This is a genomic window from Noviherbaspirillum cavernae, assembly GCF_003590875.1.
GTDB lineage: Bacteria > Pseudomonadota > Gammaproteobacteria > Burkholderiales > Burkholderiaceae_D > Noviherbaspirillum > Noviherbaspirillum cavernae.
Genome location: NZ_QYUN01000002.1, coordinates 2595505 through 2621264, shown reverse-complemented (window position 1 = coordinate 2621264; position 25760 = coordinate 2595505). Strand labels below are relative to the sequence as shown.

The window sequence follows — 25760 nt, the reverse complement described above, 5'->3', positions numbered from 1 at the left end:
AAAAAAAACGGCATGCCCTTTATGAGCATGCCGCTTCTCTTTCTCCCTTCGCCTGAAGGTGGCTCTTGCAATGAGCCGCTCCCTCTTCGGGAATTACTTGCCCGGATCCTTCACATCCACGAACTTGTCGAACTCGATGTTATACGGCTCGCCGTTGACCTTCTCGACGCGGCGGATATACACGGTCTGCACTGCGTCGCGTGTTGCCGGATCGATGGTCAGCGGGCCGCGCGGGCTGTTGATCTTCATGCCTTTCAGCACGGCCATTGCCTTGTCGCCGTCGATCTTGCCGTTCAGCTTCTTCGACACTTCGTAGATCGCATGCATGCCGTCATAGGCGGCTACCGCCATGAAGTTCGGACGGCCGCCTTGCGGGTTGGCTTCGGCGAAGCTCTTCAGGAAGGCCTTGTTCTCTGGCGAGTTGTGCGCGGCGGAGTAGTGGAACGAGGTGATCACGCCCAGCACCGCGTCGCCCATGGCCGGCAGCACGTGGTCGTCGGTCAGGTCGCCGGTGGCGATGACCTTGATGCCGGCCTCGGCCAGACCGCGCTCGCGATAGCCCTTCATGAAGGCGATGCTTTGTTCGCCGGCCGGCACGAAGATGAACACGGCTTCCGGCTTGGCATCCTTGATGCGCTGGATGAACGGCGAGAATTCCGGATTCTTCAGCGGGACGCGGATCGATTCGACGATCTGGCCGCCGCCGCCCACGAAGTTGGTCTTGAATGCAGTTTCAGCGTCGATACCGGGGCCGTAGTCGGCCACCAGCGTGACGACGCGCTTCATGCCGGTCTTCAACGCCCATGTCGCCATCGGTGCCGAAATCTGCGGCAGGGTCATCGACACGCGGGCGATGTAGTTCGACTTGGTGGTGATGACGGAAGTGGCCGCGTTCATGATGATCATCGGCTTCTTGGCTTGTTCCGCGATCGGCGCGACGGCCAGTGCTTCAGGCGTCAGACCGAAGCCGGCGAGGAAGTCCACCTTGTCGCGTACCACGAGTTCCTGCGCGAGGCGCTTGGCGACTTCCGGCACCGGGCCGGTGGTGTCCTTCATGATGATTTCGATCTTCTTGCCGGCGACCTTGTCGCCGTGCTGCTTCATGTAGGCCTTGATGCCGCCTTCCATCTGCTTGCCGTAGTCGGCGAAGGGTCCGGAGAAGGGCGCGACCAGGCCGATCTTGATCGTTTCTTGCGCATGAGCGGCCAGCGGTAGGATGCCCGCCATGCCGAGTGCTGCGAGGACGGTTAATTTCTTCATGAGTTTCATTGTCTCTCCTGGAGGTGACCTGTTGATTGATGTCTTGTGCGATCGATGCCGCGTTTCTGCCAAATGGTGCAGCAGGACACGCCGCCCATGGCGGTCATCATAGCGGATCGGGGTTCGATAATCAGCGGACGGTGCGATTAACGAACGGTTTGTGTAATTCATGCAAACCCGATACTGCAGCCTATTCGATCCGCTCGTAAGGCAGGCCCACGTAATTCTCCGCGATCGTCGTGCGTCCTGCCACCGAGCTCGTATAGTAATCCAGCTCCGCGAGCTGGATACGCTGAGTGAAGGCGTCGTCGGAAAACTTGTGCAGCACGGAAGTCATCCACCACGAGAAGCGCTCGGCCTTCCAGATGCGGCGCAGGCAGAGTTCGGAATACTGGTCGAGCAGGTCGGTGCGCCCGTCGTGGTAGGCCTTGCGCAGCACATGGTACAGGTTGTGCACATCGCTGGCGGCGAGGTTCAAGCCCTTCGCGCCGGTCGGCGGCACGATATGCGCGGCGTCGCCGACCAGGAACAGGCGGCCGAATTTCATCGGCTCCGCGACGAAGCTGCGCAAGGGGGCAATGCTCTTTTCAATCGAGGGGCCGGTGACGAGCGAGGCAGCGGCGTCGTCCGGCAGGCGCGCCTTCAGCTCGTCCCAGAAGCGCTCGTCGGACCACGACTCGACCTTGTCCTCGATCGGGCATTGCACGTAGTAGCGGCTCAACACATCGGAACGCATGCTGCACAGCGCAAAGCCGCGTTCATGATTGGCATAGATCAGCTCATGCGAGACCGGCGGCGTTTCCGACAGGATGCCGAGCCAGCCGAAGGGGTAGACGCGTTCGAAGGTCTTGATGGCATCCTTCGGCACGGATTGGCGCGACACGCCGTGGAAGCCGTCGCAGCCAGCGATGTAGTCGCACTCCAGCTCGATCGTTTCGCCATCCTTGACGAAAGTGACGCGCGGCTTGTCAGAATAGAAATCATGCAGCTGCACATCCTTCGCTTCATAGATGCTGACGGCACCTTCGGCGGCGCGCGCATTCATCAGGTCGCGCGTGACCTCGGTCTGGCCGTAGACCATCACCGTCTTGCCGCCGGTGAGTCCCTTCAGATCGATGCGTTCCTGCTTGCCGTTGAATGACAGCGAGAAACCATCATGCACATGGCCGATGCGATCCATGCGCTCGTTCGCCTTCGCTTCGCGGATAAGCTCGACCGTGCCTTGCTCCAGCACGCCGGCGCGGATGCGACCGAGCACGTAGTCGGGGGATTTCGCCTCGAGCAGAACGGTGTCGATGCCCTGCAGATGCAAGAGCTGGGACAGCAGAAGGCCGGACGGACCGGCACCGATGATGGCGACCTGGGTTTTCATTGCATGTCTCCTTGTATGCATTGATACGCACCGCCTTATGTCCCATACATATTACGCGGTGCACTGTCCGCCATGTTGTGCCTGGAAAGACAATTTTGGAATGGATTTTTATTTCAAAAATTTGCACTTTTCGAAGGTTTTCAGAATCGTCTGATACCATGAGAATCCGGTTCTTTCACAAGAGGGTGCGATGCCGCAGGTTCAAGGAGTCCCGATCTACAAGCTGTACGGCGAGGACGAGCAATGGCTGATGCCGGAAATGATGCACTGCGAAACGATCGCCGCGCGCAGCAAATTGCACGATTGGCAGATCAAGCCGCACCAGCACCACGGCCTCTTCCAGCTGCTGTACCTGCGCGACGGCACCGCCCGCATCAGGCTGGACGAGCGCGAGGAAAACATGGGCGCTGGAGAAGTTCTTGCAGTGCCGCAAATGTGCATTCACGGCTTCCACTTTGCCCACAATGCAGGCGGGCATGTCGTGACGGTGGCCTATCCCTTGCTGGAGAAGATCAGCCGCCAGCTCGGCGACCGCGTGGCGGCCCTCGGCATGCCGCGCATGCATCGGCTCGACGGCGACGAGGAAAGCGAGCAGGTCAGGCTTGCCTTCAGCCTGATCGACAGCGAGTACAAACGCAATGCGCCATATCGCAATCTGCTGATCGAGTCGCTGCTTGGCACGATCCTGATCTGGATGCTGAGACGTTTGCCGGCGGTCCATGCCGATCAGCCGCGCACGACGGGCAAGGGCGACCGGCACTTCGCGGCATTCTGTCAGCTGGTGGAGGAGGGGTATGCCAGGCACCATCCGGTTGCCGGCTATGCGGAAAAAATCGGCATTACCGCCGCGCATCTGAACGTGCTGTGCCGCAATGCGGCGAACCAGTCCGCGCTGGACATCATCCACGAGCGCGTGCTGCTGGAGGCCAAGCGGAATCTGGTCTACACGGCGATGACGATCAGCGAGGTGTCCGATGCGCTGGGGTTTTCCGATCCGGCCTACTTTACGCGATTCTTCAAGCGGCAGACCGGCATGTCGCCGAAGGATTTCCGGGCGCAGGCAAAGACCTTGTTCGAGCAGGGGACGTAGCATTCATGGCATGGAACCCCCGACAGGGCACTGACAGGAAGACCATGATGCACATGGCGATGGCGGATCGTTGATTACATAAAAATCAGTAATTGAGACGACGATGGATTCACCAGTCCCATTGAGTTAGTCGCAAATGATGCTTCGCAACTCGAACGGAGTCGATGCAAACAGGTTGAGCCCCAATCGTTCGTATGGAAACTTGCTTACGCGCTGACCTCGGACGTTATTGCCGGCGCTATCCAACCGCAACGAGAAGGACTCCACACCGACCTTGCCTGGCATCGATCACACGTTCCTTGGTGACGGGATTGGCTCCCCCATTCGCCAGCGGAAGATGCCGGTTTATGCAGCAAGGAAAATCTCGGAATGGGCCGCGTTATCAACGCATGAGGAACGGCAAGACACCTTGCCGTCACCGAGGGTGAACCTCAAATCATTCGCGCCGTTCCGTCAAGAGTATGGCGCGCTGATTTCGCTGATGCTCGGGATCGCCCCGACCGCGGCGGCGCGATTGGGGACGCCCATTTTTTTCAGGATCGCATGGACATGGTTTTGTATCGTCAATTCGCTGCGCGACAGCATTTCGGCGATCGCGCGATTCGACATGCCCGCTGCCATCAGCTGCAGGATCTGGGTTTCCCTTTCTGTCAGCCTGATCGACGCGCTCCTGGGCAGGTCCGATTTTTTTCGCTGCTGATGGTGGATGCGAATCAGGAGCTGGTGCAGGTAGGGCACGATCAATTCAAGCTGGCAGCGGTGTGATTCGGTCAGCGAGCCCGGAATGTTCGAAAAGGAGAAATAGCTCCCGGCCTGGCCCGTGATATCGATGCATCCGTATACCGCCATGTTGGTGCGGCCGAGCATCGCAAACTCCGCCTGCTCCAGTTTCGATAATTTGCTGATTGCGTCCGGCGTGTCGACGATTTGCGCTCTCGATTCGAGCAGCCATCGTTGAAGGACGATGCGGTCCTTCACGCTCAAGGTCATGCTCTTGGCCAGATGGGAAACGAAATGCTCCGGATAGTTGATCGCGATCAGATGCTTGATGTGGATCTCGTCAGACATCATGTGGCCCTGTGCGCATAGCATCATGTCATGCGGAAAATAATCCTTTAGGGGGCCGCTGACCCACGCCTTGAATTCTTCCAATGTCTCGATTGCGTGACCGCTTTGTACCAAGGCTAACAACTTGTAACTTTCCATTGTGCTACCAGTGAAACGTTGATGTGTGCAGCCGAGAGTCGGCGAGAAGTTGTGCAGCAGCAATGCATGAATTCATCTATTTTTCCAAAGCAAATACTCTTGTAACCTGTAGGCAACAGTAGTGAAAAAGCATGCCTCTGCATGTGAGCAATGACGACATGTTTGATGGAGGTTGTTCATCCGATATGTGGGGTTGCCAGCATGTCGTTGCGATGCAGCAAAGGTCGCTATCTTTGTCGATTCGCGCGCGACTTGCAGTTGTTATTTGTCGGTGAATTGTGATTGGCTGGAGAAATGACAAGTATTGAAGAATCAAAACGCCGAGGCGTTGCCATTTCGGAAAGGAGATTGATCCAGACGCACAGTTCGATGCAACTCTGCTAACGCATTCTGCGCAATCCCGCTGCCTGCAAGGCGTCGCATGCATGTGGATGCGACGGAACCAGGCAGCTTGATAACGGATGAATCAATATTTTTGACACAATTTGTGTCGCATCAGGAAACTTACGCGTGATCAAGGTGTCATCTGCTACAGGTGTAACACATACATCTTGACCCACAGCTCATTTGAAGAGGAAATCATGGCCCAACACGAACTGATCGATCAGACAACATACGACCCGAACCGCCTGCTCGATGCATTGCTCGAAAAGATGAACCTGAAAAACGATGCAGCGCTTTCGCGCATGCTCGAAGTTGCGCCTCCGGTCATCAGCAAGATCCGTCATCGCAGATTGCCGATCGGCGCATCCCTGCTGATCCGCATGCATGAAACCACTGGCATGAGCATTCGCGATCTGCGCGATCTGATGGGCGACCGCCGCACGAAATATCGCTTGAGCGATGCGCAAGGAAAGCCGAAGCCCGCCACGCCGGAAGTGAACGCACCTTCCCTGCACTGAGAGGGAACGTGAATTGCCGGTGATCATGCATGATCGTCGGCAATGGATGGAACGGATGGTGGGTGCCGCATCGCGGCGACATGCGCGACACGTGTCGCATGCCGCGCATGTTCAAGGTGCGTGTGGAGTCGGCGAACGACTCACACGCCGATGTAGCGATGCCAGATATCGGGCGCCTGGCGCAGCGCTTCGGAATCACCCGACCAGACAAGCTTGCCGCGCTCGATCACGGTATGCTGGTCCGCGAGTTCGATCAGGCGTTGCACGTACTTGTCGATGATCAATGTCGTTTGTCCCATCGCGCGCAGTTCTGCCAGGCAGCGCCAGATTTCTTCGCGCACCAGCGGCGCAAGTCCTTCAGTCGCTTCATCCAGTATCAGCAAATGCGGATTGGTCATCAACGCGCGGCCGATCGCCAGCATCTGCTGCTCGCCGCCCGATAGCTGATTCCCCATGTTGTGTGCACGTTCCTGCAGGCGGGGGAAGAGCGCATAGACCCTGTCGAGCGTCCATGGCTGTTTCGACGCGCAGCGATTGGCGGCGAACGCAATGAGGTTCTCCTTGACGCTCAGATTGGGAAATATCTGCCGACCCTCCGGCACGATTGCCACGCCCATCCGCGCCACCTGATCAGCTGTCAGCCGGTCGATCTGCACGCCATTGAAAAAGATGCGACCTGCCTTGATGCGATTGAGGCCGAGGATGGAGCGCACGGTGGTGGTCTTGCCCATGCCGTTGCGGCCGAGCAGGGTGGCTACCTTGCCCGCTTCGATCTCGAAACTGACGCCGAACAGCACCTGACTCTCGCCGTAGGCTGTCTCGATGTTTTCCACGCGCAGAATTGCGCTCATGCTGTCACCTCATCGCCCAGGTAGGCCTTCCTGACTTCCTCGTTGCCGCGAATCTCGTCCGGCGTGCCGGAGGCAATGATGCGTCCAGCCACCAGTACCGAGATGCGATGCGCGACGCGGAACACCGCGTCCATGTCGTGCTCGATCAGCAGCACCGCATGCGATGGCACGAGGCTTTCGATGAGCGGTATGAAGCTCGCCGATTCCTCATGTGCCAGCCCGGCCATCGGTTCGTCCAGCAGCAACAGTCTGGGTGCCGTTGCCAGCGCCAATCCGACCTCGAGCTTGCGCTGTTCGCCATGCGCCAGATTGCCGGCGATGGCAGTGACCTGCGCACCGAGGCCGACACGCTCCGCGATCGCGCGCGCCTCCTCGAACAATGCGCTTTCGGAAATTGCCGCGCGCCAGAATCGCATGCTGCTGCCATTTTTGGCCTGCACCGCGAGCGCGAGATTGTCGAGCACGGAGATGTTCCTGAAGATATTCGTTATCTGATAGGAGCGGACGAGGCCGGCGGCGACGCGTTCGTGCATCGTGCGCCGCGTCACCTCTTTTCCTGCGAATTTGATGCTGCCGCTGTCCGGTGCGAGCGCGCCCGATATCTGATGAATCAGCGTCGTCTTTCCTGCGCCGTTGGGGCCGATGATGGCGTGGATTTCGCCGGCGTGAATTGCCAGGTTCACATGATCGGTTGCCACCAGGCCGCCGTAGCGTTTAACCAGATCACGCAATTCGAGAATGGCTTGCGTCATGCCTGTCTCCCTTGTTTGCTGGTGGATCGGGTGCGGCGACCGAACAGGCTCGCGAGGCCGCGCGGCAGCAGCAGCACGACCGCCAGCAGGACCACGCCCAGCGCGAGTTGCCAGTGCGTCGTATAGCTCGATAGCACTTCCTCCAGCAACAGCATGACGACCGCACCGATCACGCCGCCGGACAAGTAACCGACACCGCCCAGGATCACCATCACCATCAGGGTGCCCGATTGTGTCCAGTGGATGAGGTTGGGGCTGACCAGCATGTTCTGGTTCGCGATCAATGCGCCCGCCAGCCCGGCCAGCGCACCGCCGATGACGAAGCACACCAGCTTGAAACGAAATACCGGATAGCCGATGGCTTCCATGCGGGTTTCGTTTTCGCGAATACCCTGCACCACGCGGCCGAAGCGCGAATTGACCAGGCGATGAACGAATGCAATCGACAGCGACAGCAAGGCCAGCACGACGTAGTAGAACGCCGTATCGGACGCCAGATCGAAACCGGTGGCGGAGCGTGCCGGCAGGTTCAGTCCGTCATCCCCGCCGTAGGCACGCAACGAGATGAAGACGTAATACACCATCTGCGCAAACGCGAGCGTGATCATGATGAAGTACACGCCGCGCGTGCGCAGCGAGATCGCACCAATCGCCGCCGCCAGCAGCGCGGCAACGGCGATCGCGGCAGGCCAGCTTATCCATGCGGATGCGACGCCATGCTGCATCAGGATGCCGACCGTATAGGCACCCGCGCCGAAATACGCGGCATGGCCCAGACTGACCATGCCGCCGAAGCCGAGCACCAGATTCAGGCTGGTCGCGGCCAGCGCGAAGATCATCAGGCGGCTGGCGAATCCGATGTAAAAATCCTGTCCGGTCAGCGTGGCGAGATGGGGAAACGCGATCAGCAACGCCAGCAGGATCATTGAGGCGATGGGAGAGAAGCGATGATGCAGCTTGCTTTGCATGTGCAACCTTTCAACCGCGGGCAGGGAACAGGCCCTGCGGTTTGAAGAACAGGACGGCCGCCATCAGCACGTAGATCAGGATGGAGGCAAGGGCAGGACCAAGATCGGATGCGATATCGGCCGGCATCACCATCTTCAGCGAAAGCGGCAGCAGGGTGCGGCTCAGGGTATCGACGACACCGACTAGTAGCGCGCCGACCAGCGCGCCGCGTATCGAGCCGATGCCGCCGATCACGATGACGACGAAGGCAAGGATCAGAATGCTCTCGCCCATGCCCACCTGCACCGCGAGGATCGGCCCCAGCAGGCTGCCCGCCAGCGCACACAGGGCCGCGCCGAACGCGAACAGCACGGTGAATACCAGCTTGATGTTGACGCCCATCGCAATCGCCATCTCGCGGTTGGACGCGCCGGCCCGCACCAGCATGCCGATGCGGGTCTTCACCACGATCACATACAGCAGGATCGCCACCGCGATGCCCGCGCCGATGATGAACAGGCGATACGAGGAATAGAAAAAGTCGGGCAGCAGTTCAACCGGAGTGGACAATTGTTCCGGCGCGTTGAGCGACAGCGGTTGCGCACCCCAGATCATGCGCGCCCCTTCATTGAAGATCAGGATCAGCGCGAACGTCGCCAGCACCTGCGACAGATGATCGCGCCCGTACAGGCGGCGCATCACGCTGATCTCCAGCACCACGCCCAGCACGGCGGTGGCGGCGACGGCCAGCAGCGTGCCGAACCAGAACGAGCCGGTCAGTGCGGTGAAGGTGGCGGCAAAGTAGGCTCCCGCCATGTACAGCGAACCGTGCGCGAGATTGATCAGGTCCATGATGCCGAACACCAGCGTCAGGCCGGCCGCCAGCAGGAACAGCATCAAGCCGAACTGCAGCCCGTTCAGTGCGTGCTCGGTGACGAGCGTGATATCCATGGTTGTCCTTGTCGATGCGCCTCGGGCGCGGGCGACCGGTAGCGTATCCGAAATAGGGAGAAGCGCAAAAGACCCGCATGCATTTTTTTGCGAGCTAAAGTATATTGCAGCAGGCAGGAAGCGGCGGGAACCCGAGGCCGGTTGTGGCTGCAAAACCCCGATCCAGCATCATTTCAAAAAAACCGACAAGGAGCAGATTGTGAAGCTATTGCGTTATTCCACGTTGTTACTCGCGCTATCCGCTGCATGCGGCGTGCATGCCGCCGACAAGGTCAAGGTCGGCATGGTGACGACACTGTCCGGCGCAGGTGCAGGCCTGGGCGTGGACATCCGCGACGGCTTCTCGCTCGCGCTCAAGCATCTCAACAACAAGTTCGGCAATCTGCCGGTGGAAGTCATCAGCGGCGATGATCAGCAGAATCCTGATGCCGCCAAGCAGCTCGTCGACAAGCTCGTGAAGAAAGACAAGGTCGACATGATGACCGGCATCGTGTTCTCGAACGTGATGCTGGCGGTCGGCCCGTCCATCTTCAATTCGAAGACCTACTTCATCAGCGCCAATGCCGGCCCCTCGCAATACGCGGGCGAGCAGTGCAATCCCTACTTCTTCAACGTTGCATGGCAAAACGACAACCTGCACGAAGCGGTCGGCAAGCACGTCTTTGAAAAGGGCTTCAAGAACGTCGCGCTGGTCGCGCCGAACTACCCGGCCGGCAAGGACGCGCTGACCGGCTTCAAGCGTTATTACAAGGGCAAGGTCGCCGACGAGATCTACACCAAGTTGGGACAGCTCGACTACGGCGCGGAGCTGGCGCAGATCCGCGCATTGAAGCCGGATGCGGTGTACATCTTCCTGCCGGGCGGCATGGGCATCAACTTCATCAAGCAGTTCGTCGATGCCGGACTGTCGAAGAATGCGCAGCTGTTCGGCCCCGGCTTCTCCGCCGATGAAGACATCATCAAGGCGGTCGGCGCGCCGATGCTCGGCATGTTCAACGCCTCGCAATGGGGCCACGACATGGAGAATCCACAGAACAAGCGCTTCGTCGCCGACTTCGTGAAGGAGTACGGCCGCCTGCCGTCGCTGTACGCGTCGCAGGGCTATGACGCCGCGATGCTGATGGATTCCGCCGTGCGCGGCGTGAAAGACAAGATCGAAGACAAGGATGCGCTGGGCAAGGCCTTGAAGGCAGCCAACTTCAAGTCGGTCCGCGGCGACTTCAAGTTCAACAACAACCAGTACCCGATCCAGAACTACTACGCCCGCGTGATCGGCAAGGATGCGCAAGGTCGCATCACCAACCGTACCCTCGGCACCGTGTTTACCAACCACGGCGATGCCTATGCATCTGCCTGCAAGATGAAGTAATCATTCCGCATCCGGCCGGCCGCGACACGCGGGCCGGCCGATTCCGCGCAACACCCTCCGCCACTCATCGCTTCAACGCGGCCCTGTCTCTGGCCTAATTTCGCCGCAGCCCATGCCTCCCGACTTTTTTCGTACGTGTCGTTGTAAAAAACACCGCGCACGGAACTGTTTGCTTGCCTGACGTCACCCATGAGCAGGGAGGTGAGCCATGATTATTGCGACGACCATGCTGTCAACCATTCTGCTTTGCGCTTGGATTGCGGAACGGTGCATCAATCTGCTGCTGGAATTGGACGAGATCGACAACAGGAACTGACTCCGAAGGTCACCGGGGCGCGCGCGTAAAAGAACGCGCTTCTCCTGCATGGTCATACCCATGTGCAGCTGAAATGGCACTGCCAAATACCGTTTTCCTGTCCAATACAACCATCAACGCGACAAGTTTGATGGGGCAACGCCGCTTCATCGGATTGCTTGCCGGACGCGCCATTGCGTTGAAATTTCCATCTTTCAAATGCATCGATATTCAGATGCAGAAATCTGTTTTGCACGACTAAGCTTGCGCAAAAGTGATGAACTTTCGCAGTTTATCTATTGTCAATTGTGTGGAAGTCACATGACTGCGTAAAAAATTCAAACACTGATGCTGAAGGTGAATTTTTGCACTTCATCGGACTTCAATGCGCTGTGCGTCTCTCTCTCCACCAACAATCTTTCATTGGGATTCGGTATGAAAAAAATTCATCAACTCATTATTGGTGCTGTTGCCCTTGGCTTGACAAGTATTGCCGCGGCACAAAGCGCACCCGCAACGACCGGCGATGGCGCAAAGAAATCAAGCGATCCATTCATCGAAAGGCGCAACGAGAAGGCCCAGGCAAAATCGGATTACAAGTCCAACAAGATATCCAAGGATGAACTCAAGAAAGAAAAGCAGGCTGCGAACAAGGAACTGAAAGCGAGTGGCGCACAGGCACCGATCGAAGGGAATATTGACTTGAACCCACCGGGCGGCGCCAAGAAGTAGGTCTTGCAGCGGGAGCCTGCTGCAGCTTCCGTTGTCGTGTGCGCCCGGTGATGGGCGCCTTTTGTACAAACTGCACAGGCTCACGTCGGGTTCCGGCGCGGGCTTTTTTTGTGTCTGCGTGTTTTCGGCGGACACCAGCTAGCGGCGTCGTTTTTGAAGCGCTGGGAAAATCGCTTTCAGCAAGAAACTAATTACTTGTCGCCGTACTCGGGCGAGAGCGTCGACGAGTGGCGCAGCCGGACAAATCGTTCCGAACTTCCGTTACATGCACTGAAAGTTCATGGCGTGGCCGTAGAGAGCACCCTGCATTCGTAATTATTACGATGACATGTAAAAACGCGACGTCGTCGGTACCTGTTCGGTTGCGTTTCACAGACTGCGCAGCCACTCACGAGTTTGACGCATATTCGGCTGCCCGCCGCCGTACAGGATTTCGCCGCCATGATTTTGAGATTCTGGACGGTAAGGGTTCCAGAAATTCTTGAATCTCCCGCTTCACGAATCGCTCCGGTATCGGTCATCTCCCCGGAATCCAGAGGCACGATTTATGCGTGACCACGGTGGCGAAAGCAAGCTCGGATAGGGAGTTGCCGGTCCGCGTAAATTCAACCCTGTCCGTAGAAGGCATGCGCCCTTGCGACGTTGTGTCGTGGGGGTGTATGTCTGTACGTTGCATTTATTAGGAGAGAAAACATGAGTTATCTCGATCGCGATGTCTATGGTATGTACCGGAAAACCGGCGCGGGTCCTGGCCCTGCATTGATGGGAGCAGGCACGCTGACCGGCGAAGACGTCTATAACGAGCAGGAAGAAAAGCTGGGTGACATCAAGGAGTTCATGCTGGACATGAGTAGTGGCGAAGTGGCTTATGCCGTATTGTCGTTCGGCGGCATCCTGGGCATCGGCGAAAAGCTGTTCGCCGTCCCATTCAATGCTTTAAAGCTTGATACAACCAACAAGCGCTTCGTGCTCAATGTTGACAAGGACCGCCTCAAGAATGCGCCGGGCTTTGACAAAGATGATTGGCCGGACATGGCTGATACGTCTTGGGCCAGCGGCATTCGGTCGTTCTACGGTGCAAGTGGAACGGGCGATTCAATGATCCATTAACCATCTTACAAAGGAGCAGACCGGAGCAGCGGCTGCTGTTCTGGCCTGTTCCCGCTGGTAAGGGGGCCGTGTTCAGTTCGCACATATTTGTATGTTTGACGTGCGATCCAGCCATTTATTGCATGCCGAGACATGCGGCATATGCTGTATAAAAATCCAACATATGTGAGCATGAGCCGTCCGGATCTCGATTATTCATTGCCCCGGTACACGATCACTTATCTCGATCCCGAGCACGGGTCGACGCTTTCAAAATGGAAGATGAGGATCGCTTACGCGATCAAGCAGTATGCCGGCCGTGAGTAGAACCGGTGCTTGAATCGGTGGAGTATTACGACCCGAAGGATATGCCGGTCCACGATAATCGCGATTCCGATTCGGCATTTCTCAAGGTGAAGTAGGGCGTGCCTTCAGGTCCGCCAATTGGAAAATCCCAAAAAGCGTTGGAAAATTGCGTTCAGCCCTGAGGATTGATGCGCGTAAGTGTTTGAACTTACGCGAGAATTTTGGGGTGGCCGACGGGACTCGAACCCGCGACAACAGGAATCACAATCCTGGACTCTACCAACTGAGCTACGGCCACCATTGCGCTTGCCAGACCTAACGTCGAGCAAGCCCGTGATTATACAAAATCCATGGCGCGCTGGCAAATTCCTTTGCAGCTCACGCCGGAGCCTTGATGCCAGTGATTTTCGGCTTCAGATTCAGCAGGGTGGAAAATGCGCGGGCAAGCGCTGTTTCACTGCCGGTCGTGAAGGCGGAAACGACTGCGCCGGTTTCGCCGGTTTTCCTCAAATTCTGCTGCTCCAGCAATCGCACAAGCTGGCGCGTGACCGGTTCGCCCGTGTCGACGATCGTGACTGGCCAAGTGGAAATGCGTCCGAGCACATCTTCGATCAGTGGCTGCACAAACGGATAGTGCGTGCAGCCAAGCACCAGCGTATCCGCGCCTTGTTCCAGCAGCGGTTCGATGTAGCGCCGTATCAGCGCCGCCGTCCTGGCGGAACGCAGTTCCCCCAGCTCGACCTGGTCCGCAAGGCCGATGCAGGGCTGAGCAAGAAAGCGCACGTCCGTTGCGGCGGCGATCTGCTCGCGCAGAAGCTTGAATTTCGCGCTGGCGAGTGTTCCTTCGGTGGCAAGCACGCCTACGGTCCGCGTTGCAGTCAATGCGGCTGCCGGCTTCAGCCCAGGTTCGACACCAATCAGCGGCAGGGCTGGGTAGATCTCGCGCAATGCCTTGATCGTTGCGGCGGTCGCGGTGTTGCAGGCAACCACCAGCGCCTTGATCCGGAACTGCATCAGGAAGGCGGCAACTGCCATTGTGCGGGCCGCAACCACGTCTTCCGGCTTGTCGCCGTAGGGCGCGAAGCCGGAATCCGCGAAGTACAGCAGATGTTCCCGCGGCAGGGCGGCATGGATATGGCGCAGCACCGAGAGTCCGCCGATGCCGGAATCAAAAACGCCGATGGCGGCATCCGTCTCCATCGGCGTTTGTTGTTGCTCAAACAAGCCCATCAGGCTGCAGCAAGATGCATCACGCGGTCGTGACCGGAATCTTGCCGATGCTGCCGGCGATGCGTTCCTGCCATTCCTTCGGGCCCGTGTTGTGTACCGAGGTGCCGGTGGAATCGACGGCAACGGTGACCGGCATGTCCTTGACGTCGAACTCGTAGATCGCTTCCATGCCGAGGTCGGCGAAACCGACCACCTTGGCGTTCTTGATTGCCTTCGACACGAGGTAGGCCGCGCCGCCGACTGCCATCAGGTAGGCCGACTGGTGCTTCTTGATCGATTCGATCGCCACCGGGCCGCGCTCGGCCTTGCCGATCATGGAGATCAGACCGGTCTGTTCGAGCATCATGTCGGTGAACTTGTCCATGCGGGTCGCGGTCGTCGGGCCCGCCGGACCGACGGCTTCGTCGCGCACCGGATCGACCGGGCCGACGTAGTAGATCACGCGGTTGGTGAAGTCGACCGGCAGTTTTTCGCCCTTGGCCAGCATGTCGTGGATGCGCTTGTGCGCGGCATCGCGGCCGGTCAGCATCTTGCCGTTCAGGAGCAGGGTCTGGCCCGGTTTCCACGAGGCGACTTCTTCCTTCGTCAATGTGTCGAGGTCGATGCGCTTCGATTTTTCGGTGTCCGGCAGCCAGTGCACGTTTGGCCACTCCGACAATGACGGCGGTTCGATGTAGGTCGGGCCGGAGCCGTCGAGCACGAAATGCGCGTGGCGCGTCGCCGCACAGTTCGGGATCATTGCAACCGGCTTGGAGGCGGCGTGCGTCGGATGCATCATGATTTTCACATCCAGCACGGTGGTGAGGCCGCCCAGACCTTGTGCGCCGATGCCGAGCGCATTGATCTTGTCATGCAACTCGATGCGCAGTTCCTCGGTCTTGTTCTGCGGACCGCGCTTCTTCAATTCGTACATGTTGATGTCTTCCATCAACACTTCCTTCGCCATCAGCATCGCCTTCTCGGCGGTGCCGCCGATGCCGATGCCGAGCATGCCCGGCGGGCACCAGCCGGCACCCATCGTCGGCACGGTTTTCAATACCCAGTCAACGATGGAGTCGGAGGGGTTGAGCATGACGAACTTGGACTTGTTCTCGGAGCCGCCGCCCTTGGCCGCGACCTGCACGTCGAGGGTGTTGCCGGGCACCAGTTCCATGTGCACGACGGCCGGCGTATTGTCCTTGGTGTTCTTGCGGTCGAACTGCGGGTCGGCAACCACCGATGCGCGCAGCACGTTGTCGGGATGGTTGTAGCCGCGGCGCACGCCTTCGTTGACGGCGTCGGTGATGGAACCCTTGAAGCCTTCGAAGCGCACGTCCATGCCGATCTTCAGGAAGACGTTGACGATACCGGTGTCCTGGCAGATCGGGCGGCGACCTTCTGCGCACATGCGCGAGTTGGTCAGGATTTGCGCGATGGCATCTTTCGCCGCCGGGCTTTGTTCCGTTTCATAGGCGCGCGCCAGATGCTGAATGTAATCGACCGGATGGTAGTAGCTGATGTACTGCAGCGCGGCGGCGACGGATTCGATGAGGTCTTCTTGCTTGATGATGGTCATGGTGGCTGGAAGTTGATTGCTGGGGTTCAATGGGAATTCTTGGCGTGGTCATGCGCAACGGCCATGAGGCGGTCGCTGTAGGCGATGGCGAGGGCCGACAGCAGGAACACCACATGGATGCCGGTTTGCGCGAGCAGCGTCTTCACATCGTATGCATGGGCGTTGATGAAGGTCTTGAGCAGGTGAATCGAGGAAATGCCGATAATGGCAGTCGCCAGCTTGACCTTGAGCACCGAGGCGTTCACATGCGATAGCCATTCGGGCTGGTCCGGATGGCTGTCTAGGTTCATGCGCGAGACGAAGGTTTCATAGCCGCCGACGATGACCATGATGAGCAGGTTCGAAATCATCACGACATCGATCAGACCCAGCACCACCAGCATGATTGTCGTTTCGTTCAGGCCGGTCGGACGCGTGCCGCCTTGAACCGCGACCGCGTCGAGAATATGCTGAAGCGAATCGTTGTTGCCCAATGCGGCACCGATCAGATAAACCAGTTCGGCCCAGAAGTTGAATACGTAGACGCACTGCGCGAGGATCAGGCCGAGGTACAGCGGCAGTTGCAGCCAGCGGCTCATGAAAATCAGATTGGGCAGCGGCCGGATGCGACCTTTGGCGGAAGAGGAGGGAGTATCGTTAATCTTCATTCAGGCTTTCTCATTTGAAACGAAAACGGAACCCCAGCATTTTACACGCGCAGGCCGTTTCTCTGCGGCGGGTTCCGCGATTGCGCACGCCGTGCGGCGATGAGAAACCCCGATGGCAAAATGCCATGAAATTATATAAATGCGCCTGGCGGCCAGCTTGATGCGACGTCGTTAGGACATGGCATGAAAAACGATAATTCTTGATGCGGCGCAGTAGTGCCGGAAAAGTCATGTAAGGCTTGAGTAAGCGTAAAAGCTTACCTTGTCATGCGTTCAACTTATCGTGCATTGACCACATTAAAGTAGAGACGGAGACAACCATGTCAGACATTGAAACGCTCAAACAGGAAAATCGCATATTCAATCCTCCGGCGGAGTTCGTGAAGAACGCGACCATCTCTGGCATGGAGGCATACAAGGCCATGTGCGCCGAAGCCGAGCGCGACTACGAAGGCTTCTGGGCCAGGCACGCACGTGAAAACCTCGAATGGCACAAGCCGTTCACCAAGACGCTCGACGAATCCAATGCGCCGTTCTACAAATGGTTTGAAGACGGCCAGTTGAACGTGTCGTACAACTGTCTTGATCGCAACCTGAAGAACGGCAACGCCGACAGGACCGCGATCATCTTCGAAGCCGATGACGGTAAGGTTGCCAACGTCACATATGCGCAATTGCACGAGCGCGTGTGCCGGTTCGCCAACGGCTTGAAATCGCTCGGCATCAAGAAGGGCGACCGCGTCATCGTCTACATGCCGATGTCGGTCGAAGGCGTCGTCGCGATGCAGGCATGTGCGCGCATCGGAGCGACACACTCGGTGGTATTCGGCGGCTTCTCGGCCAAGTCGCTGCAGGAGCGCATCATCGACGCCGGCGCGGTGGCCGTCATCACCGCCGACGAACAGGTGCGCGGCGGCAAGCATCTGCCCTTGAAAGCCATCGTCGACGAAGCGCTCGGCATGGGCGGCTGCGAAGTCATCAAGAACGTCATCGTCTATCAACGCACCAATGCCAATGTCGGCATGGTCGCCGGGCGCGATCTCAAGATGCAGGACGTGCTCGCCAACCAGTCCGCGACTTGCGAACCGGAGTGGGTCGATGCGGAACATCCGCTATTCATCCTCTACACCTCGGGTTCGACCGGCAAGCCGAAAGGCGTGCAGCATTCTTCCGGTGGCTATCTGCTGTGGGCGATGCTCACGATGAAGTGGACCTTCGACATCAAGCCGACCGACATTTTCTGGTGTACCGCCGACATCGGCTGGGTGACCGGCCATACCTATATCGCCTACGGTCCACTGGCAGTGGGCGCGACGCAAGTCGTGTTCGAAGGTGTCCCGACCTACCCGAATGCCGGCCGCTTCTGGGACATGATCCAGAAGCACAAGACGACCATCTTCTACACCGCACCGACCGCGATCCGTTCGCTGATCAAGGCCGCCGACGCGGATGCCAACGTGCATCCAAGCAAATACGATCTCTCCAGTCTGCGCCTGCTGGGGACGGTCGGCGAGCCGATCAACCCGGAAGCCTGGATGTGGTACTACCGCAATATCGGTCGGGAAAATTGCCCCATCGTCGATACCTTCTGGCAAACCGAAACCGGCGGCCACATGATCACCCCGCTGCCAGGCGCAACGCCCATGGTGCCCGGTTCCTGCACGCTGCCACTGCCCGGCATCATGGCCGCAGTCGTGGATGAAACCGGCAACGACCTGCCGAACGGGCAGGGCGGCATCCTCGTCGTCAAACGCCCGTGGCCATCGATGATTCGCACCATCTGGGGCGATCCCGAGCGCTTCAAGAAAAGCTACTTCCCGGAAGAATTCGGCGGCAAGCTCTACCTTGCCGGCGACGGCTCGGTCCGCAACAAGGACACCGGCAACTTCACCATCACCGGCCGTATCGACGACGTGCTCAACGTCTCCGGTCACCGCATGGGCACCATGGAAATCGAATCAGCCTTGGTCGCCAACCAGATCGTCGCCGAGGCTGCGGTCGTCGGCAAACCGGACGAAACCACCGGCGAATCGATCTGCGCATTCGTCGTGCTGAAGCGCGCCCGCCCCACCGGCGACGAAGCCAAACAGATCGCCAAGGAATTGCGCGACTGGGTAGCGAAGGAAATCGGCCCCATCGCCAAACCCAAGGAAATCCGTTTCGGCGACAACCTCCCCAAGACCCGCAGCGGCAAGATCATGCGCCGCCTGCTGCGCGTACTCGCCAAGGGAGAGGAAATCACGCAGGACGTGTCGACACTTGAAAATCCGGCAATTCTGGAGCAGCTGAAACAGGCGCAGTAAGCGAAATCGTCACCTGAATACCGGCGCATCACATGATGTTGCGCCGGTTTTTTATGCCTTTTCGGGTCAGAGTTTAAATAGTGCAATTTTTTGCCCGACTTTTTTGCTATAATGTGCGGCTTCGTTCAAAGCGAAAACCTGAATTCAGGAGAGATGGATGAGTGGTTTAAGTCGCACGCCTGGAAAGCGTGTATAGGTTCATAGCCTATCCGGGGTTCGAATCCCCGTCTCTCCGCCAAGCGTTCCAAGTGCCTGATTCTCAACGAGAATCGGGCATTTTTATTTTCAGGGGGCAGGGTGTTGCCTGTTTCGGGGACAAACCGGGGACAAATCCGCCAAGCACGGCCGCGATCTTGTCGATTTCGCGGCCATCATCTTCGCCGCTGATCCAATCGGCAACACTTTAAAAAACACTGCCTGCGAATGCCCTAGCTGTTTTGCAAGAAAGCCTCGTTTCGCGCCCGACATCAGTCCGAGGGTGGCGTAGGAGTGGCGTGTGTTATACGTGCGGCGGTAACGGATGTGCCGCATCGATGGCGAAGCCCTAATACGGGATGAGAAGCACGCCAGCAATCACAAGAAGTACCAAAGCGGCCAAAAAAATTGCGATTGCCTGATCGACTCGTTCCATGATTCATCCGTAAAAGCGCAGCATGGAACTCGAATCCGATCGGTCTGCCCGACATGCACATTGCGTGCGTCCATCAAGCGATAGTTCTTGTCGACTTCCATCCAGCAGGTTGGGCCCGGGGACGCAGACATGGTTAACCGTGTTCATTGCCCTTCGGGGAATGGCTGTACTTTAGAGTGCAATGCGGCATGGGGTCTTGATTTGCATATAACGGTGTGCATCCAAGCGTGAGGTATGCGCCGCCGCGAGCCATGCGCTCATTCACTGCGCGGCCCGGGCAGACCGCGCTCGTGACGGCAGCATTGCCAGACCGGGCAAGGAACTCAATCCATCATTGCCTGCAGCGCCTTCAAATCCATCTCCGACAGCGAGGCACGCAGTTTCCGACCCAGGACATTGGGCATGCGGTCGTTTCTGGGCAGCACGCCCCACGTGGTGGAGATGGCGAGTACTTGCAGAGAACCTTTGGGCGCGGAGCGGGTGAAGTAGTCCTGATTCGGCTCGACCAGCGGCTCCGAGCCGGGGCCGCAATTGAAGTCCAGTCCGATGATATCGCCGCGCTTGCGCCGGGCGGCATTGCAGGCGCCTGCCTGTCGTTGGGCGGGCGAGAGTTGCGCGAGTTGTTGTTTCATGGTGTCGATGCGCGTCTGACGATCGGCGTTGGCTTTTTCCAGTTCGGCTTTTCCGGCACCCTGGGTGCTTGCCATTTGCTTCTGGAAGCCGGCGTGCAGCGTTTCTTCATCGGAGATCAGGGTCTGGAGATAGCGTTCCACCGGAACCGGCCGCCATGGCAGGGCGTCTCGCTTGTGGATGAGAATGACTTCCGGGCCTGCTGTTTTGTAGACGGGAAAGCCCCCCACCTCGCCGACCTTTGGCGGTTCGGTGTAGTACTGACCCGGCTTGGCGTAGTCCATAGGGGTGATGCTCAGGAAGGCGCCCAGGTCGTTGAAACGCATGCGCAGCATCGGCCCTTCGCCGGTCCCTTTCCATGCACCGGTTTTCTTGTCCTGCGTCGCGTGTTTGTCTTCGACCGTGATGAACTTGGCCAACAGAAACGCTTCGATGAGGGCGGGGTGCTGTTTTTCGGCATGCGCTGGCGGCGGACTTGCCGACATGGAAGGATGCAGGCTCATTCCACGCGGTTCGCGCAGTTCCGGCGCTTGCAGGATCACCTCCATCATTTTGGTCAGGCGCGCGCTTACCTGCTGGCCTTCGCTCGCACTGAAGGTATTTCTCCATGCGATCGATGGCTTGTCTGTCACGCCCAAGGCGTTGCAGGACGCTTGGCTGCGGCCCGCGCATGGATCGGTGTCGAGCTGCTGGCCGGCCCATGCGGCGGGTGCCAGTGCGAGCAATACGGCGGCGAGCGGGGCGAGACGAGACAGCATGCTCTGGCGGGCGGTTGGCGCTTCGGACGCCGGGACGGATAGCGAGATTGTCTGTTTCATTTTTCTGTTTTTCGTTGTTGGAGGTGATGGCGACAGGTGCCGAACGCAACCTGGTACCGGCTTGCATCGCGGTTGGATGCGTCTGCCACCGGCAGGCCTGTCGCGAGAGTTGCAGGAGAGGAAGATAGAGTTGTTTTGCCTGAAAGTCAAAATCGTCAGGTAACTCGTCAGGTAACTAAAATGCCTGTCCGATGCCCGGATATGTCGCTCATGCCTCGCGTCCGCAGCGGGTATCAAGGTGAAAGTGGAACGGGTGGTGTCGAAGCCGGTGAAGGTGAAGCGTCAATGCTGAAAAATCGTATCCGGGAGCGCCGGCTGTCTGTGCGAATCTAATGTCCTGAATTCGAAATTCGCTGCATAAAAGATGACGAGAATCGCATCGATACCGCGTCAAAAGTGCTCGCAAGGCCTCGGCCTTGCTGCGCTTTTTTCCTTGTCTCGTCGCGATTTCATCACTTTTATTTGCAACGAATTTCCAACTCAGAACACTAGCACTGCGCGGATACAGAAAAGGCGGCCATCCGCCGCCTTTCGCGAGAAAGTCAGTCGGTGCGGTCAATGCTTGACGTCGCTCTCGGACAGGCCCGTCAGAAGATCGGCCAGTTCGTCCGCGTGTTCTTCTTCCACCGCCAGGATTTCCTCGAACATGCGGCGGCTTGTCGGATCCTTGTCGCCGAGATAGCGGATGATTTCGCTGTAGCTGTCGATCGCGATCCGTTCGGCCACCAGATTCTCCTTGATCATGTCGGTCAGCGATCCTGCCTCGATATATTCGGCGTGGCTGCGTGTGGTCAAGCCTTCCGGCGAAAAATTCGGCTCGCCGCCAAGCTGGACGATGCGTTCGGCGATGCGGTCGGCGTGACCCTGCTCTTCATTCGAGTGAACGAGAAATTCGTCCGCGACGCTGGGCGAATGGATGCCTTTCGCCATGAAATGGTGCCTGCGGTAACGCAGCACGCAAATGATCTCGGTTGCCAGCGACTCGTTCAACAGCTTCAACACGGTGTCGCGGTCGGCTGAGTAACCTGCGGTGACCGCGCCTGCCTCGATGTGCTGACGTGCGCGGTCGCGCAATGTCTGTATATCGCTCAGGAAATTGGAATTGCTCATGTAGTTCTCCATCAAGATGGTTTGAGTCGGCATAACGCGTCACATTGAACGGGCCTCATTTCATGCATGCGCGCCATCATGAAATGCGTCCTGATCATTCGATGCGTTGTGTCCTTATTGGTTGCAGATGCGACGTGGCCGACTCTGCGGCGGATTTTTCCGGGGTGATTTCTTGCGACACGGATACAAATTGACGCAGATTTGATATTTCCCAAGCGGCGCACCGGCTTCGGGGCTGAACCAGTTGCTGAATTCAGGAACTAACTTACTCGCCATGAAGCACTGAAAAAGCATTCCGGCACGCAGAATATTTGAGGTGAGCATGTCCCAGAAGCCTTCCCCCGACGCGACAACCCCACTCCCGATGCCCGATCCCGGCGCGGAGGATACCGATGCGGGCGCGGCCAGCGTCATCAAGAATGCCTTGAGCGATAACAAGGGAAAACTGGCGATCGGCGTGGCTGCGACGCTTGGCATCATGGTCTTCTACAAATGGCGTGAAAAGCAGATGGCGAAGGATGAGCCGGAGGATTACGCGCGGCTGCAGCGATTGAAGGCCGGTGTCAAAACCGTCGATACCCAGGCCAGGCAGGAAGAAGGCGAGGACGGCTTGACGGCCCGGCTTGCGGCAAGGCGAAATCGAAAGGAAAAGGGCGCGGGGGTCGCCTGAGCTGCCGCTGAATCGGCGATCAACACGACCGTTGCTTGTCCGCGATCAAATCGCTTCCGGATGAAAGCGAGGGGTGTGCTGTTTCGTGTGCAATTGTATGCAACATACATGCACGGCATTTCAGTTTTCTCAAAATGCGCCTTCCGCGGTGATGCGATCATCGGGCAACGACAAATTCTCGCAGGCGTTGGCAGCACAGGCAGCGCTCGCATTGCCACGTTCAAGATCGCATGCCCGAAACCGCCATTCGACAATCCATCCCGCCTTTTCTCATGCGCCTTGCCGGCTGCGCGATCGTCGCCATTGCAGGCGCCTTTCCCGGTATCGCCATGGCACAGCAAGCCGAGGAAGCGAGCTGGTGGCACCGCGCCACGGATAACCTCGGCAACATCGCCAGTACCGGCAAGCCCGATCTGTATCTGTCGGGCTATGCATATCATGGGCGGAGCACCTATACGCAGGAAAAGCTCGACGGCTTCAATGAAACGACATGGGGCGGCGGGTTTGGAAAATCGATTCGCAATGCCAAGGGAAATGACGAGTCGCTGTACATGATGCTGATTTCGGACTCGCACCGCGATCCGCAATTGATGGCGGGTTATGCGTATCAGTGGATGTGGCGGCTGGGGCAGACCGGCATCGAGGCGGGAGCCGGCGTCACTGTCGCGCTGACCAGTCGTGTCGACTACTTTGGCGGATTTCCCTTTCCCGTCGTGCTGCCGGTCGCTTCGCTCGGAACGGAGAAGGTCAAGCTGCTGTTCTCCTACGTGCCGCGCCTCTCGGACAACAAGGGCAATGGCGATGTGCTGCTGCTGCTCCTGCGCATCGGGATGGAATGACCCGGACGAAATCATTCCCGCGGGTGACATTCAGGTAGCATTGCGTTTGCAGTAAGTCCGACTTGATTGCTTCGCCTGCCTGGATAGCGCACCCTCATGAATTCTCCCGAGCTTCAACAAAAAACATTCCTTGTCTTGCTGATTGCCGTGTCGCTGGCATTCGGATGGATACTCTGGCCGTTTCATGGTGCGGTATTCTGGGGCACGGTCCTGGCCATCCTGTTCGCGCCTTTCTACCGGCGCTTGCTGGTGCGCATGAATCAGAGGCGCAATCTCGCCGCCATCACCACGCTGCTGCTCTGCCTTGTGGTCGTGATCTTTCCGATGACCGTGATCACGACCTTGCTGGTGCAGGAGGGTGCATCTTTCTACGAGAGAGTTTCCACGCGCGAACTCGATATCGGCATGTATTTCCAGCAGATCCTGCATGCGTTGCCGGATTGGATGGTCAAGCTGCTGGACCGCTTCGACCTGAGCGATCTCGCAAGCCTGCAGGAAAAGCTCTCGGAGGGCGTGATGCAGGTCAGCCAGTTCATCGCCAAACAGGCGGTCAGCATCGGCCAGAACACCGTCGGCTTCCTGATTCGATTCGCCATCATGTTGTACCTGCTGTTCTTCCTCCTGCGCGACGGCACGATCCTGTCGCAGCGCATCAGCGAAGCCATGCCCCTCAGCATGGAACACAAGCGAAACCTGTTCAGCAAGTTCACCACCGTCATTCGCGCCACGGTCAAGGGCAATATCGCGGTGGCCATCGTGCAGGGCGCGCTCGGCGGAATGATTTTCTGGTTCCTCGGCATCAAGGGGGCGTTGCTGTGGGGCGTCGTGATGGCGATCCTGTCACTGCTGCCGGCAGTCGGAGCGGGATTGATCTGGGTGCCGGTGGCAATCTATTTCCTCGTTACCGGCGCGATCTGGCAAGGCGTGACCTTGATCGTGTTCGGCGTGCTCGTGATCGGACTGGTCGATAACATTCTGCGTCCTCTCCTGGTCGGCAAGGACACGCAGATGCCTGACTATGTGGTGCTGATCTCCACGCTCGGCGGCCTGTCCTTGTTCGGACTGAACGGATTCGTGATCGGCCCGGTGATCGCCGCGCTGTTCATCGCCTCGTGGGATATCTTTGCCGCGAGCAAGGAGCCGCGCCGGAGCATCGGTAAACCGGACTGATCGGACTGAGCGGACTGAGCTCGCATGCGATCCGGTGCGCCGGATCGCTCACTCACCGTCATTCATTGCGGCTTCATCGCTATTCACCGCTGGTCAGCAATGCCCGGTTTCCCTCCAGGGCCGCGACGCCGAGTTTGACGGAGCCATCCGGTTGCGGCACATGCAGCGGCCGAACCTCAACCGGGACCACGCCCTGTTGGCGCATGCCGAGCTTGTCGGCAATCCTTGGCGACAGGTCGATGATGCGTCCATCGATGTAGGGGCCGCGATCCTTGATCACCACGATTTCGCTCTTGCCGTTGACGAGGTTCCTGACCTCGGCCCTGGTGCCCAAAGGCAGCGTCCTGCTGGCGGCGACATTGGAATGCGGATTCATCGGCGTGCCGTCGGCCATGGTCCTTCCGTAGAATTGCTTGCCGTAATACGAAGCCTTGCCTTTGCGCGCCTCGCCGGAGTGATCCGGTGTCGGCTTTTTGCTTGCCGGTCTGGACTGCTGGGCGAAAACCTGGCCTCCGTGCAGACAGACAATGACAAGAAAAAGGGCAGGAAAAGCGAGCATCGATACGGTTTCCGTGTTTGCCGGATAGAGTCTGAAAAGTCGCGGTCGTGTTCGCGGCAAACGGGAATCTGCTTTCTTTCCGAATTGCCGGCGACAGCGCGAAGGCTGATTTTTTTGATAAGGATTGCGCCGGGAAGTTGCATTTGGCGATGGCGAGCATTGTCAATTCGCAAAGACATGCGAGCATAAATATGCCTTCAGGTAACGAAAGCTTGTTCCAGATTAAGTTGTGGCAGACTTGGCGAACTACACTTTTTGTCGAGTGGTTCTTTTAGTGCGAGTGGATTGGAACAGTGAAATGACACGTCCGGAAACGCCTTACGAGGCAGCGAGTTACGATTTGAACAAGTTCAGAGAGCGCCGCATGGTCGAACGCCGCGCGACGCTGCGCGACACGCCGGACAGGCGTGTCAATGGCAGTGCACAGCCTCCTGCGCCGGGCAATCCGGTGCGAAACCCGAGCGATCCGGCGTAA

Annotated in this window: 24 protein-coding genes and 2 tRNA genes; 11 read left to right on the top strand and 15 right to left on the bottom strand. The window is 58.3% G+C overall.

Going from position 1 to position 25760, the window contains the following annotated elements; genetic code table 11:
- Positions 1-93: 93 nt before the first annotated feature.
- A complete protein-coding gene (locus D3870_RS12280; RefSeq protein ID WP_242490070.1) occupies positions 94-1227 on the bottom strand; it encodes an ABC transporter substrate-binding protein in 1134 nt (377 codons plus the stop codon).
- A 223-nt stretch (positions 1228-1450) separates the two neighbouring features.
- Positions 1451-2632: a 4-hydroxybenzoate 3-monooxygenase gene (gene pobA / locus D3870_RS12275; protein WP_119739474.1), complete on the bottom strand. Its 1182-nt coding sequence runs from the start codon at positions 2630-2632 to the stop codon at positions 1451-1453.
- Between the two features lie 190 nt (positions 2633-2822).
- Between pobA and D3870_RS12270 the strand changes: the two genes are divergently transcribed.
- On the top strand, positions 2823-3722 hold the full coding sequence (locus D3870_RS12270; protein ID WP_119739473.1) for a helix-turn-helix domain-containing protein: 900 nt from the start codon (positions 2823-2825) through the stop codon (positions 3720-3722).
- Positions 3723-4175: 453 nt separating this feature from the next.
- Here the strand turns inward: D3870_RS12270 and D3870_RS12265 are convergent, their stop codons facing one another.
- A complete protein-coding gene (locus tag D3870_RS12265) occupies positions 4176-4928 on the bottom strand; it encodes a helix-turn-helix transcriptional regulator (RefSeq protein ID WP_119739471.1) in 753 nt (250 codons plus the stop codon).
- A 581-nt stretch (positions 4929-5509) separates the two neighbouring features.
- Between D3870_RS12265 and D3870_RS12260 the strand changes: the two genes are divergently transcribed.
- Positions 5510-5830, top strand: coding sequence for a hypothetical protein (locus D3870_RS12260; RefSeq protein ID WP_119739469.1), 321 nt, complete (start codon positions 5510-5512; stop codon positions 5828-5830).
- 140 nt (positions 5831-5970) lie between these two features.
- Here D3870_RS12260 and D3870_RS12255 read toward each other — a convergent pair whose 3' ends face one another.
- The 4 genes from D3870_RS12255 to D3870_RS12240 are packed head-to-tail and all read right to left on the bottom strand — an operon-like array spanning position 5971 to position 9332.
- Positions 5971-6681: an ABC transporter ATP-binding protein gene (locus D3870_RS12255; protein ID WP_119739467.1), complete on the bottom strand. Its 711-nt coding sequence runs from the start codon at positions 6679-6681 to the stop codon at positions 5971-5973.
- Positions 6678-7433 (bottom strand): ABC transporter ATP-binding protein, encoded by a 756-nt coding sequence (locus D3870_RS12250; RefSeq protein ID WP_119739465.1) that lies wholly within the window; start codon positions 7431-7433, stop codon positions 6678-6680. The genes D3870_RS12255 and D3870_RS12250 overlap by 4 nt, the downstream gene beginning before the upstream one ends.
- Positions 7430-8401, bottom strand: coding sequence for a branched-chain amino acid ABC transporter permease (locus tag D3870_RS12245; RefSeq protein ID WP_119739463.1), 972 nt, complete (start codon positions 8399-8401; stop codon positions 7430-7432). The genes D3870_RS12250 and D3870_RS12245 overlap by 4 nt, the downstream gene beginning before the upstream one ends.
- A gap of 10 nt (positions 8402-8411) precedes the next feature.
- Positions 8412-9332, bottom strand: a complete 921-nt coding sequence (locus D3870_RS12240) for a branched-chain amino acid ABC transporter permease (RefSeq protein ID WP_119739461.1) — start codon at positions 9330-9332, stop codon at positions 8412-8414.
- A gap of 199 nt (positions 9333-9531) precedes the next feature.
- On the opposite strand from D3870_RS12240, the gene D3870_RS12235 reads away from it, so the two are divergent.
- Positions 9532-10701, top strand: a complete 1170-nt coding sequence (locus D3870_RS12235; RefSeq protein ID WP_277986357.1) for an ABC transporter substrate-binding protein — start codon at positions 9532-9534, stop codon at positions 10699-10701.
- A 325-nt stretch (positions 10702-11026) separates the two neighbouring features.
- Here D3870_RS12235 and D3870_RS22340 read toward each other — a convergent pair whose 3' ends face one another.
- Complete coding sequence (locus tag D3870_RS22340) at positions 11027-11221, bottom strand: hypothetical protein (protein WP_158590447.1); 195 nt, start codon at positions 11219-11221, stop codon at positions 11027-11029.
- 123 nt (positions 11222-11344) lie between these two features.
- On the opposite strand from D3870_RS22340, the gene D3870_RS12230 reads away from it, so the two are divergent.
- Together D3870_RS12230 and D3870_RS12225 are read left to right on the top strand one after the other, a co-directional pair.
- Positions 11345-11728 (top strand): hypothetical protein, encoded by a 384-nt coding sequence (locus tag D3870_RS12230; RefSeq protein ID WP_119739459.1) that lies wholly within the window; start codon positions 11345-11347, stop codon positions 11726-11728.
- Positions 11729-12421: 693 nt separating this feature from the next.
- Positions 12422-12838, top strand: a complete 417-nt coding sequence (locus tag D3870_RS12225; RefSeq protein WP_119739457.1) for a PRC-barrel domain-containing protein — start codon at positions 12422-12424, stop codon at positions 12836-12838.
- A gap of 507 nt (positions 12839-13345) precedes the next feature.
- On the opposite strand, the gene D3870_RS12220 is transcribed toward D3870_RS12225, so the two are convergent.
- From D3870_RS12220 to D3870_RS12205, 4 genes are all read right to left on the bottom strand, one after another.
- Positions 13346-13421: transfer RNA gene (locus D3870_RS12220), tRNA-His, on the bottom strand.
- Positions 13422-13501: 80 nt separating this feature from the next.
- A complete protein-coding gene (gene murI, locus D3870_RS12215; RefSeq protein WP_119739455.1) occupies positions 13502-14353 on the bottom strand; it encodes a glutamate racemase in 852 nt (283 codons plus the stop codon).
- A gap of 19 nt (positions 14354-14372) precedes the next feature.
- Entirely contained in the window at positions 14373-15908 is a 1536-nt protein-coding gene (locus D3870_RS12210) for a fumarate hydratase (protein ID WP_119739453.1), read from the bottom strand.
- A 26-nt stretch (positions 15909-15934) separates the two neighbouring features.
- Entirely contained in the window at positions 15935-16555 is a 621-nt protein-coding gene (locus tag D3870_RS12205; protein WP_119739451.1) for a YqhA family protein, read from the bottom strand.
- Between the two features lie 320 nt (positions 16556-16875).
- Here D3870_RS12205 and acs point away from each other — a divergent pair, with 320 nt between their 5' ends.
- Positions 16876-18858, top strand: a complete 1983-nt coding sequence (gene acs / locus D3870_RS12200; protein WP_119739449.1) for an acetate--CoA ligase — start codon at positions 16876-16878, stop codon at positions 18856-18858.
- A 147-nt stretch (positions 18859-19005) separates the two neighbouring features.
- Positions 19006-19096, top strand: a tRNA-Ser gene (locus D3870_RS12195).
- Between the two features lie 716 nt (positions 19097-19812).
- Here the strand turns inward: D3870_RS12195 and D3870_RS12190 are convergent.
- Positions 19813-20937 carry a hypothetical protein gene (locus D3870_RS12190; RefSeq protein ID WP_119739447.1) on the bottom strand — a complete coding sequence of 375 codons (1125 nt, stop codon included), beginning with the start codon at positions 20935-20937 and terminating at the stop codon, positions 19813-19815.
- Between the two features lie 555 nt (positions 20938-21492).
- Entirely contained in the window at positions 21493-22047 is a 555-nt protein-coding gene (locus D3870_RS12185) for a ferritin-like domain-containing protein (RefSeq protein ID WP_119742015.1), read from the bottom strand.
- A gap of 322 nt (positions 22048-22369) precedes the next feature.
- On the opposite strand from D3870_RS12185, the gene D3870_RS12180 reads away from it, so the two are divergent.
- From D3870_RS12180 to D3870_RS12170, 3 genes are all read left to right on the top strand, one after another.
- A complete protein-coding gene (locus tag D3870_RS12180; protein WP_147375785.1) occupies positions 22370-22717 on the top strand; it encodes a hypothetical protein in 348 nt (115 codons plus the stop codon).
- 230 nt (positions 22718-22947) lie between these two features.
- Positions 22948-23556: a hypothetical protein gene (locus D3870_RS12175; protein WP_242489958.1), complete on the top strand. Its 609-nt coding sequence runs from the start codon at positions 22948-22950 to the stop codon at positions 23554-23556.
- Between the two features lie 96 nt (positions 23557-23652).
- Positions 23653-24726: an AI-2E family transporter gene (locus tag D3870_RS12170; RefSeq protein ID WP_119739443.1), complete on the top strand. Its 1074-nt coding sequence runs from the start codon at positions 23653-23655 to the stop codon at positions 24724-24726.
- Between the two features lie 79 nt (positions 24727-24805).
- Here D3870_RS12170 and D3870_RS12165 read toward each other — a convergent pair whose 3' ends face one another.
- A complete protein-coding gene (locus D3870_RS12165) occupies positions 24806-25285 on the bottom strand; it encodes a septal ring lytic transglycosylase RlpA family protein (RefSeq protein WP_119739442.1) in 480 nt (159 codons plus the stop codon).
- A 298-nt stretch (positions 25286-25583) separates the two neighbouring features.
- On the opposite strand from D3870_RS12165, the gene D3870_RS22335 reads away from it, so the two are divergent.
- The gene (locus tag D3870_RS22335; RefSeq protein WP_158590446.1) at positions 25584-25760 is read left to right on the top strand and encodes a hypothetical protein; all 177 of its coding nucleotides are present in this window, start codon (positions 25584-25586) and stop codon (positions 25758-25760) included.